Raw genomic sequence first — 9,970 nt, 5'->3', positions numbered from 1 at the left:
GTCCCGGATGCTCAAGCCCGCCGCGGGTTCGGTCATGCTGGACGGCGCCGACATCAGCGGCATGCCGGCCAAGAAGCTGGCACGTACGCTCGGGCTGCTGCCCCAGTCGTCCATCGCGCCGGACGGGATCACCGTCGCCGACCTGGTGGCACGCGGTCGCTATCCGCACCAGGGTCTGCTGCGGCAGTGGTCGCGCGAGGACGAACAGGTCGTACACGAGTCCATGACGGCGACCGCGGTACTTGATCTGGCCGACCGCTTCGTCGACGAACTCTCCGGCGGGCAGCGGCAGCGCGTATGGATCGCGATGGCCCTGGCACAGCAGACGCAGCTGCTGCTCCTGGACGAGCCGACGACGTACCTCGACATTGCGCACCAGATCGAGGTGCTCGACCTGTGTGCCGGGCTGCACGAGGAGCAGGGGCGCACGCTGGTGGCGGTGCTGCACGACCTCAACCACGCGGCGCGCTACGCCACACATCTGATCGCGATGCGCGACGGTCAGGTGGTGGCGCAGGGCGCCCCCGGCGACATCGTCACGGCGCAGCTGGTGGAGGAGGTCTTCGGCATGCCCTGCAGGGTGATCGAGGACCCGGAGTCGGGCACGCCGCTGGTTGTGCCCGCCGCGCGGGAGCGTACGCGGGCGGCGCGGACCGGATGAGCCGCGCGGGCACGGGCGGGAGCCGGGGCGCAGGTCGGAAGCGGTAGCGTCAGGGGCATGAGCGAGCCGATGCCGGGTGCAGTTCCGGCGCAGCAGGACGGGGGCCGCCCCGCGGACCCCGCAGACCCCTCAGAACCGGGGGAATCCGCAGGGGCCAGGACGACGCCACCGGCGGGGCACGGGGCGTACGCAGAGCACAGCGGCCGGCCGGAGACCGAGCCGGAGCCGGAATCAGAGCCGGAGCCGGAGCCGGAATCCGAACTGGAGCCGGAGCCCGAGCTGGAGCCCGAGCCCGTGTACGAGCCTGATCCGGACGACGGCCCCCAGCCGCTCGGCCTGCACATCGAGCCAACCGGACACGCGCCTGTGGACGCCCAGTTGAGGCGCCTGGAGGACGCCGACCATCTCGCGGTTTCAGGCCATCTGGAGGTGTACGAGGACGTGCACCGGGGACTTCGTGACACGCTGACCGCCCTGGACCGTCCCGCCCCCGGCCCCCGGGCGCCGGAACATCCCCACCCCGGGAGCTGATCCGTGCCGCGACGCCGACTCGACGCGGAGCTGGTGCGCCGCAAGCTGGCCCGTTCGCGCGAGCACGCCAGTCAGCTCATCGCCGCGGGACGGGTGACCGTCGGCGGGAACACCGCCGCCAAGCCCGCCACGCAGGTGGAGACAAGCGCCGCCGTCGTGGTCCGCGAGGACGACGGCGACCCCGGTTACGTCTCACGGGGCGGCCACAAACTCGCGGGCGCGCTGGCGGCGTTCGTGCCGCTCGGCCTGCGCATCGAGGGGCGGCGCGCCCTGGACGCGGGGGCCTCGACGGGCGGGTTCACGGATGTGCTGCTGCGCGCGGGCGCGGGACACGTCGTGGCCGTCGACGTGGGATACGGGCAGCTCGCCTGGTCCCTCCAGAGCGACGCCCGCGTCACCGTCAAGGACCGTACGAACGTACGCGAGTTGACGCTGGAGGACGTGAACGGTGAACCGGTCGGTCTCATTGTGGGCGACCTCTCCTTCATCCCCTTGGGGCTCGTGCTGCCCGCCCTCGTTCGGTGCGCCGCGCCCGACGCCGACCTCGTGCTCATGGTCAAGCCGCAGTTCGAGGTCGGCAGGGAACGGCTCGGCAGTGGAGGCGTGGTGCGCAGCGCCGAACTGCGCGCCGGAGCTGTCAGTACGGTCGCCGCGCAGGCAGCCGCACTCGGCCTCGGGACGATGGGGGTGACGGCGAGTCCGTTGCCGGGGCCGTCAGGCAATGTCGAGTACTTTCTGTGGCTGCGCGCCGGTGCACCCGAGATCGACCCGGCCGCTGTCGAGCAAGCTGTGGCGGAGGGCCCCGAATGACGACACCCAGTGGCGCACGTACCGTCTTCCTGCTCGCCCACACCGGCCGTCCCGCCGCCCTGCGCAGCGCCGAACTGGTCGTACAGGGGCTGCTGCGCAACGGCATCGGGGTACGGGTGCTGGAGGACGAGGCCACCGACCTGCCGCTGCCGGCTTCGGTCCGTACGGTCACGGGCACGCCGGACGCGGTCGAGGGCTGCGAACTGATCGTCGTGCTCGGGGGCGACGGAACGCTGCTGCGCGGCGCGGAGTTCGCGCGTGCCTCGGGCGTACCTCTGCTCGGAGTCAACCTGGGCCGGGTCGGCTTCCTCGCCGAAGCGGAGCGGGATGATCTGGACGAGGTCGTCCACCGGGTGGTGACCCGCGGTTACGAGGTGGAGGAGCGGATGACGCTCGACGTCCTCGTACGCAACGACGGGCGGATCGTGCACCGCGACTGGGCCATCAACGAGGCGTCCGTGGAAAAGGCCTCACGTGAGCGGATGCTGGAGGTCGTCACCGAGGTCGACAACCGGCCCGTCTCCCGCTTCGGCGGCGACGGCGTGGTCTGCGCCACGCCCACCGGCTCCACCGCCTACGCCTTCTCGGCCGGCGGACCCGTGGTCTGGCCGGAGGTGGAGGCGCTGCTGATGGTGCCCATCAGTGCGCACGCCCTGTTCGCCAAACCCCTGGTGACGGCGCCCGATTCGGTGCTCGCGGTGGAGGTGCAGCCGGAGACGCCCAATGGTGTGATCTGGTGCGACGGACGGCGCAGCGTCGAACTCCCGGCGGGAGCACGGGTGGAGGTGCGGCGCGGTTCCGTTCCGGTCCGGCTGGCGCGGTTGCACCACGCCTCGTTCACGGACCGGCTGGTCGCCAAGTTCGCGCTGCCGGTGGCGGGCTGGCGCGGAGCACCGCGCTGACGGGTGCCGTTCGCGGCGGCGCGGAACCGGCCGCTGTCGGTACGGTGACGGTCACCTTCCGTGACGATCCGGCGGCCGTTCCCGTGCATGCCCCGGTCGGCGGCCGGTCCCGCGCCGGGTGGGCTGCTCGTGGGCTCCGGGGACCAGGGGTGGGGGCACCCCGGGGGACTGCGTATGGTCGTACCCGTGTTGGAGGAGATGCGGATCAGGTCCCTGGGCGTCATCGACGACGCTGTCGTCGAGCTGTCCCCCGGCTTCACCGCGGTGACCGGTGAGACCGGAGCGGGCAAGACCATGGTCGTCACCAGCCTCGGGCTGCTGCTTGGCGGGCGCGCCGACGCCGCCCTGGTGCGGGTCGGCGCCAAGGCCGCCGTCGTCGAGGGCCGGATCGTCCTCCCGCCGGACTCGCCCGCGGCACACCGCGCGACGGAGGCTGGCGCCGAACTCGACGACGGGGCGCTGCTCGTCAGCCGTACGGTCTCCGCGGAGGGCCGGTCCCGCGCCCACGTCGGCGGCCGGTCCGCGCCCGTCGGGCTGCTCGCCGAGCTGAGTGACGACCTCGTCGCCGTGCACGGACAGACCGACCAGCAGGGGCTGTTGCGCCCCGCCCGGCAGCGGCAGGCCCTCGACCGGTTCGCCGGTGAGGCCGTGTCCGTGCCGCTCGCCGCCTGGTCCGCGGCCTACCAGCGGCTGCGCCGGGTCACCACCGCACTGGACGAGATCACCACCCTCGCCCGTGAACGGGCGCAGGAGGCCGATCTGCTCCGCTTCGGCCTGGAGGAGATCGCCGCCGCCGAACCACTGCCGGGCGAGGACGCCGACCTCGCCGCCGAGGCCGAACGGCTCGGCCACGCCGAGGCCCTCGCCGCCGCCGCCACCACCGCGCACGGCGCTCTCGCGGGCGACCCCGCCGACCCGGAGAGCGTGGACGCGGCGGCGCTGGTCTCGGCCGCGTACCGGGCCCTGGAGGCCGTACGGGCCCATGATCCCGCTCTTGCCACGCTCGCCGAGCGGCTGGGCGAGGTCACCATCCTGATGGGAGACGTGGCGGGTGAACTGGCCGGGTACGCCGACAACCTGGACGCCGACCCGCTGCGCCTCGCCGCCGTCGAGGAGCGGCGCGCGGCACTCGCCCAGCTCACCCGCAAGTACGGTGCGGACATCGGCGCCGTACTGGACTGGTCGGAGGTGAGCGCCGCCCGGCTCACCGAACTCGAGGGCGACGACGAGCGGATCGACGAGCTGACCGCCGAGCGCGCCGAGCTGCGCGACGAACTGACGGTACTGGCACAGCGGTTGACCGACGCCCGGGGGGACGCCGCGAAGCGGTTCGCCGACGCGGTCACGGAGGAGCTCGCCGAGCTGGCCATGCCGCACGCCCGGGTCTCCTTCGCCCTCAAGCGCGGCGACGCGGCCGACGAGAACTCCGGGCTCGAACTGGACGGGCGTGCCGTCGCGTTCGGGCCGCACGGCACCGACGAGGTCGAGCTGTTGCTCGCCCCGCATCCAGGTGCACAGCCACGCCCCATCGCCAAGGGCGCCTCCGGCGGTGAGCTCTCCCGTGTGATGCTCGCGGTCGAGGTCGTCTTCGCGGGCTCCGACCCGGTGCCGACCTACCTCTTCGACGAGGTCGACGCCGGCGTCGGCGGCAAGGCGGCCGTCGAGGTGGGGCGGCGGCTGGCTCGGCTGGCCCGGTCCGCCCAGGTCGTCGTCGTCACCCACCTGCCGCAGGTCGCCGCCTTCGCCGACCGGCACCTGGTGGTCGAGAAGACCGACGACGGTTCCGTCACCCACAGCGGTGTACAGGCGATGGAGGGTGAGGACCGGGTGCGGGAGCTGTCCCGGATGCTCGCCGGGCAGGAGGACTCGCAGCTGGCGCGGGCACACGCCGAGGAGCTGCTGGAGGCGGCCCAGGACGGCAGCTGAGCCGCCGCCCGTCCGGCAGGTCCGGCACAGGACCGACGATGTCACCCGAACGAGTGATCCCGGTACTGTGCGGGCGCGACGTGCCGCACCACTGCCCCACGCGGGGTGCCGGAGCACCGTCAGCGGCTGGCATGCTGGGCGCGGCCCCGGTCACCGGCCGCGTGCACCCGTACCGTGCGTACGTTCCCGGCCCGGCCCAGCCCAGCCCATGCCGTTCCCGTCCAGTCCCGTATCGTCCGTCACCGTCTGAGCAGGAGTTCGACCTGTCGTGAGCCGTCCCCCCACGCCGCCCCGGCCGCCCGTCGGCCGGCCGCCACCGCACGCCGTCCAGGTGCTGGACGGTGCGAACGCGGGCACCGGCGCGCATGTGCGGTCGCTCGCCGAGGGACTGGTCGCGCGCGGACTGCGGGTGACCGTCTGCGCGCCGCCCGGCGCGGAGCTGATGTACGGCTTCACCGGCGTCGGAGCCCACTTCGCGCCGGCCCCCGCGGGTACCGAGCCGGAGGCCGCCGGAGCGCTCCGGCGCGTCTGCGCCGACGCCGACCTGGTGCACGCGCACGGACTGCGGGCCGGCCTGCTGGCCCTCACCGCGCTCGCCCTCAGCGGGCGACGGCGCCACGTGCCGCTCGTCGTCACCTGGCACCACCGCGGGCACGCCCGGGGGGCGCGGGCGCGGCTCGTACGGTTCATGGAGCGACGGGTGGCGCGGGCCGCGACCGTCGTCCTCGGGGCGACCACGGACCTGGTCGACCGGGCCCGGCGGTGCGGGGCGCGGGACGCGCGGTTCGCGCCCGTCGTGCTGCCGGGACCGGCACGTGAGGAGCGCGCTGAGCCGACCGTCCCGGTGGCGGAGCGTGGCCGGCACAAGGCGCGGGCCGAAGTGGGCGCGATGGGCCGCCCGTTGGTCTTCTCCGTGGGCCGGCTGGACGCGCACCACGGGTACGGCACCGCCCTGACCGCCGCCCGCGCCTGGCGGCACCTGGACCCGTCGCCGCTGCTGGCCATCGCGGGGGAGGGTCCGGACCGCCCCGCGCTGCAGCGGCGCATCGACGCCGAGGCGCTGCCGGTGCGTCTGCTGGGACGTCGGGACGACGCCTTTCAGCTGCTGGCCGGGGCCGATGTCGCCCTGCTCTCCTCCCGTTGGGTGGGCCGTTCCCTGCTGGCGCAGGAGGCACTTCTCGAGGGAGTACCACTGATCGCCACCTCGGTTGGCGGAGTGCCGGAACTGGTGGGCGGCAGCGCCCTGTTGATCCCCTACGGCGACCCGGACGCGCTCGCCTCCTCCGTCACCGGCCTGCTCGCCGACCCGGATCGGCGCACCCGCCTCGCCTCCGCGGGCCGCGCCAGGGCGACGACGTGGCCGACCGCCGAGGCCACGGTGGCGCAAGTGCTGAGCGTCTACGACGAACTCACCGACGCCCGGCAGCGCTGACTCAGGTGGAGTCCCGGACGATCAGCCCGGCCGGTGTCACCACCGGTCCGGGCGGTGACGTGCCCGGAGTCAGGCCGAGGCGTCGCAGCAGCAACCCGGCCATCATGCGGCCCATGCCCTCGACGTCCTGACGGACCGTCGTCAGCGGCGGGTCGGCCCAGGCGGCCGGTTCCAGGTCGTCGTAGCCGACCACCGCGACGTCCGCCGGTTACCGGCGCCCGTGAGCGCGGAGGGTGCGCAGCGCCCCGGAGGCCATCAGGTCGTTGCCCGCGAACACCACGTACGGGACGCTGCATTGCGGCAGCAACCCCGGCGGGCCGTGCAACGAGACGACGGGCCTGGGCGGTTCGCGCCCCTGTGCCGGCACCTGCAAGACGGAGTACCACGAGTACGCGATGGAGCTGGACCGCAGCGGCGGCACCGAGGAGCTGCGCCGGTACGTCGACGGCGAGCAGTTCCACTCCGTCAAGGAGACCGCTGTGGACACCCGGACCTGGGCTGACGCCACCCACCACGGCCATTTCCTGCTGCTGAACCTGGCCATGGGCGGCGGCTTCCCCGACGGCGTCTCCGGACAGCGGACCCCCACCCCGGCCACTCAGCCGGGCGGCTCGCTCTCCGTCGACTACGTCTCCGTCGAAAGCACCGGAGGTGCCTCGAAGTGATCAGCCGAAGGTCTCTCATCCGCGGCGCCGCCGCGAGCGCCGTCGCCGTGCCGGCCGCCGGACTCAACACCCACCAGGCCGGTGGTGCCACCCGCGGCGGGCGGGCCCGGGCCGCCGGCCTGCCGCTGAAGATCGTCAACAACAGCGGGGAGTACGACAACACGTCCGTACACCTCTACATCGTCGGCAACGACGGCGCCAACCAGGTGCGTGTCACCCCGGAGGGCCGGCTGAAGCCCGTCGCGCTGGGCGACAACGGCGGCGACGGCTTCACCGACTACGCCATACCCCTGGCGGGCAGCGGCGAGACGACCCTCCAACTGCCGGAGATGTCCGGGCGGATCTACTTCTCGCTCGGCGGCAAGCTGAAGATCAGGGCGGTCGAGGACGGCGCCGGCAAGGCCGCCCTCGCCTATCCGGCGGGCTGGGTGGAATCCGACCCCAACTACGGGGTGCTGCACGACTGCGCAGAGTTCACCTACAAGTCCGGCGCCATTCCTCTGCTTCGGAGGGAATGCCCGCCTTCGGGCGGGGAGGGAATCCGATCCTGAGCCCTGCGGCGCGGAGTGCCGCGGCATCGCTTCGGAAAGCTCCGCCACGGTGCCGCACTCAGTCAGGCCGCTTTTGGTTCTCGATGTAGTCCTTGACCACTTGGAGGGGGGCGCCGCCGCAGCTTCCGGCGAAGTAGGAGCCGGACCAGAACCGGCCGTGCATGATGGCGCGGTTCACGCGGCCGGTGAACTCCTGCCGCAGCCGGCGGGAGCTGACCCCCTTGAGGGAGTTGACCAGGCTCGACAGGGCGGTCTTCGGCGGGTAGTGCACCAGCAGGTGCACATGGTCCTCTTCGCCGTTGAACTCGATCAGGTCCGCTTCGAAGTCCTCGCAGACCTTCCGCATGATCTCTTCGCAGCGCGTCAGCATGGCGTCATCGAAGACGTTCCGCCGGTACTTGGTGACGAACACCAAGTGTACGTGCAGGTCGTAGACGACGTGACGGCCGCGCCGTACGTCGGGATTCGGTTCCCAGCGTGGTGACATGCACCAATGATAGGATCGTGACTGTCCCGAGCCGAAGGGGGTGGGCCGGATGATCCGTGCGTACAAGTTCCTCATGCGGCCCACCGTCCGCCAGGCCCAGGCCCTGAGCGAGATACTGCGCGATCACTGCTCGCTCTACAACGGCGCGTTGCAGGAACGCCGCGACGCGTACCGCCACGTTTCGAAGACCAGCATCAAATACGGGATGCAATCCGCGCAGCTCAAGGACATTCGGGCATTCGATCCCGAGCGTCAGGGCCGATGGTCGTTCAGCTCACAGCAAGCGACGCTCAGACGTTTGGACAAGGCGTTCGCCGCATTCTTCCGCCGGGTCAAGTCCGGCGAGACGCCCGGATACCCGCGCTTCCGGGGGGTGAACTGGTTCGACACCGTGGAGTTCCCGAAGGACGGCGACGGCTGCCGCTGGGATGCCACCGCGCACGACCCGGTAACCCGCGTCCGGTTCCAAGGCGTGGGCTGCGTCAAGGTCCACCAGCACCGGCCCGTGGTCGGCAAGGTCAAGACGATCAGCGTCAAGCGCGAGGGCCGCAAGTGGTTCGTCGTGCTGACCGCCGAACAGGACCAGCCCGAACCGCTGCCCGCGACCGGCAGCGTGGTCGGGATCGACCTGGGCATAGCCAACTTCCTCGCCGACTCGGGCGGCGAGTTCGTCCCCAACCCGCGACACGGCCGCAGCAACGCCGCCAGGCTCCAAGCCGCACAACAGGCACTCTCGAAGTTCCCCCGCGTCCGGCGCGACAAGCGCACAGTGAACCACCGACGGGCCGTGGAGAAGGTCGCCAAGCTGCATGGCAAGGTCCGCCGCCAGCGGCTCGATCACGCACACAAGACCGCGCTTGCGCTGGTCCGTGAGCACGACTTCATCGCGCACGAAGACCTCAAGATCCGCAACATGGTGGGCACCGCCGCGCCCAAGCCCGACCTCGACCGACCGGGCGCGTTCCTGCCCAACGGGGCCGCCGCCAAGGCCGGACTCAACCGCTCGATAGCTGATGCCGGATGGGGGGTGTTCCTCGCGATCCTGCACGCCAAGGCTGAGAGTGCCGGACGGGAAGTGATCGCCGTGGACCCCCGCAACACCTCCCGGCGGTGCCCCGAATGCGGGCACACCGCCAAGGAGAACCGGCCCACCCAGGAGAAATTCCACTGCCAGGCGTGCGGCCACTCGGCGCACGCCGACACGGTGGGCGCCCTAAACGTTCTACGGGCCGGGCTGGTCCGTCGCGAAGCTCAACCCGCCTAGCGAGAAGCCACCCCGTTTTACGGGGTGGAGGAGTCACGGTCGACATGTTCAGCGTCCCGCTCGCCATCCACCTCAAGGGCGCCAAGGACCAGACGACCGGCACCCTGAAGCAGGGAGCGCGCGACGCGGTCTTCCAGGACATCGGCGGCGTCGAGGCGTTCTCCGGGCTGGTGATCGACGACAGGCGCGTCATCGCGCCGGGCCACGGGCTGGGGGCGGGGAAGTTCGCGGCGGACTACTTCGACGCGTACATCGACGAGGCGTGGAGCACCTACTCGGGGAAGGACCTGACCGTCACCACCAACGCCGGCAGGTTCACCGGACGGGTCAGCGGCGACACCCTCGCCTTCACCGGGCCCGGCGAAGTCTCCTTCCAGAAGCCCAGCACGAAGGACGTGCTCTTCTGCGACGGCAACCTCGCCGCGCCCAACTACGGCACCACCGGACCCGTCGCCGCGATACTGGGCGCCGCCTTCAACCGGACCACGCTCGTCCCGTCCGCGGACCAGCCCACGACCGACCCCGCCGGCTTCTACCAGGGAGACGTCACCCACTACTACGCCAAGGCCATGCACGCGGCCACCGAGGACGGCAAGGCGTACGGCTTCGCCTTCGACGACGTCGCCGACTTCGCCTCCTACATCCAGGACACCGCAGCCGCCGAGATCACCCTGACGCTTACCGAATTCTGAGCGGGCCGAGCGGACGCCGCCCGCGCACGTACCCGACGCCGGGTACGTG

At 72.0% G+C, this 9,970-nt stretch carries 9 protein-coding genes and 3 pseudogenes; 10 read left to right on the top strand and 2 right to left on the bottom strand.

Features of this window, described 5'->3' with window-relative positions; genetic code table 11:
- From ACRDP3_RS10350 to ACRDP3_RS10325, 6 genes are all read left to right on the top strand, one after another.
- Nucleotides 1-661 (top strand): ABC transporter ATP-binding protein (locus ACRDP3_RS10350; protein WP_431516574.1); only part of this gene is annotated, 661 nt, incomplete at its 5' end.
- Between the two features lie 57 nt (nt 662-718).
- On the top strand, nt 719-1,192 hold the full coding sequence (locus ACRDP3_RS10345; RefSeq protein WP_431516573.1) for a hypothetical protein: 474 nt from the start codon (nt 719-721) through the stop codon (nt 1,190-1,192).
- A gap of 3 nt (nt 1,193-1,195) precedes the next feature.
- Nucleotides 1,196-2,002, top strand: a complete 807-nt coding sequence (locus tag ACRDP3_RS10340; protein WP_431516572.1) for a TlyA family RNA methyltransferase — start codon at nt 1,196-1,198, stop codon at nt 2,000-2,002.
- Nucleotides 1,999-2,904, top strand: a complete 906-nt coding sequence (locus ACRDP3_RS10335; RefSeq protein WP_431516571.1) for an NAD kinase — start codon at nt 1,999-2,001, stop codon at nt 2,902-2,904. Before ACRDP3_RS10340 ends, ACRDP3_RS10335 begins: the two co-directional genes overlap by 4 nt.
- A 174-nt stretch (nt 2,905-3,078) precedes the next feature.
- A complete protein-coding gene (gene recN, locus ACRDP3_RS10330; protein ID WP_431516570.1) occupies nt 3,079-4,830 on the top strand; it encodes a DNA repair protein RecN in 1,752 nt (583 codons plus the stop codon).
- Between the two features lie 268 nt (nt 4,831-5,098).
- Nucleotides 5,099-6,262, top strand: coding sequence for a glycosyltransferase family 4 protein (locus ACRDP3_RS10325; protein WP_431516569.1), 1,164 nt, complete (start codon nt 5,099-5,101; stop codon nt 6,260-6,262).
- Between the two features lies 1 nt (nt 6,263).
- Here the strand turns inward: ACRDP3_RS10325 and ACRDP3_RS10320 are convergent.
- Nucleotides 6,264-6,539 (bottom strand): annotated as a pseudogene (locus ACRDP3_RS10320) (substrate-binding domain-containing protein); the annotation flags it as partial.
- On the opposite strand from ACRDP3_RS10320, the gene ACRDP3_RS10315 reads away from it, so the two are divergent.
- Both ACRDP3_RS10315 and ACRDP3_RS10310 read left to right on the top strand, forming a co-directional pair.
- Complete coding sequence (locus ACRDP3_RS10315) at nt 6,496-6,927, top strand: hypothetical protein (RefSeq protein ID WP_431516576.1); 432 nt, start codon at nt 6,496-6,498, stop codon at nt 6,925-6,927. The pseudogene ACRDP3_RS10320 and the gene ACRDP3_RS10315 overlap by 44 nt on opposite strands.
- Nucleotides 6,924-7,424, top strand: a pseudogene (locus ACRDP3_RS10310) (beta-1,3-glucanase family protein); the annotation flags it as partial. The gene ACRDP3_RS10315 and the pseudogene ACRDP3_RS10310, both read left to right, overlap by 4 nt.
- A 112-nt stretch (nt 7,425-7,536) precedes the next feature.
- On the opposite strand, the gene tnpA reads toward ACRDP3_RS10310, so the two are convergent.
- On the bottom strand, nt 7,537-7,965 hold the full coding sequence (gene tnpA / locus ACRDP3_RS10305) for an IS200/IS605 family transposase (protein ID WP_431516568.1): 429 nt from the start codon (nt 7,963-7,965) through the stop codon (nt 7,537-7,539).
- A gap of 49 nt (nt 7,966-8,014) precedes the next feature.
- On the opposite strand from tnpA, the gene ACRDP3_RS10300 reads away from it, so the two are divergent.
- Both ACRDP3_RS10300 and ACRDP3_RS10295 read left to right on the top strand, forming a co-directional pair.
- Nucleotides 8,015-9,229, top strand: coding sequence for an RNA-guided endonuclease InsQ/TnpB family protein (locus ACRDP3_RS10300; protein ID WP_431516575.1), 1,215 nt, complete (start codon nt 8,015-8,017; stop codon nt 9,227-9,229).
- A gap of 38 nt (nt 9,230-9,267) precedes the next feature.
- Nucleotides 9,268-9,921: pseudogene (locus tag ACRDP3_RS10295) on the top strand (beta-1,3-glucanase family protein); the annotation flags it as partial.
- Nucleotides 9,922-9,970 lie beyond the last annotated feature (49 nt).

The sequence above is a fragment of the Streptomyces sp. genome, assembly GCF_050698815.1.
Lineage (GTDB): Bacteria > Actinomycetota > Actinomycetes > Streptomycetales > Streptomycetaceae > Streptomyces.
This window is presented reverse-complemented; position numbering and strand designations above follow the sequence as displayed.

Excerpts from the sequence above, each read along its gene's own strand:
- ACRDP3_RS10345 (WP_431516573.1), top strand. The coding sequence starts at position 719 with ATGAGCGAGCCGATGCCGGGTGCAGTTCCGGCGCAGCAGGACGGGGGC.
- ACRDP3_RS10335 (WP_431516571.1), top strand. The coding sequence starts at position 1,999 with ATGACGACACCCAGTGGCGCACGTACCGTCTTCCTGCTCGCCCACACC.
- recN (WP_431516570.1), top strand. The coding sequence starts at position 3,079 with ATGGTCGTACCCGTGTTGGAGGAGATGCGGATCAGGTCCCTGGGCGTC.
- tnpA (WP_431516568.1), bottom strand. The coding sequence starts at position 7,965 with ATGTCACCACGCTGGGAACCGAATCCCGACGTACGGCGCGGCCGTCAC.
- ACRDP3_RS10300 (WP_431516575.1), top strand. The coding sequence starts at position 8,015 with ATGATCCGTGCGTACAAGTTCCTCATGCGGCCCACCGTCCGCCAGGCC.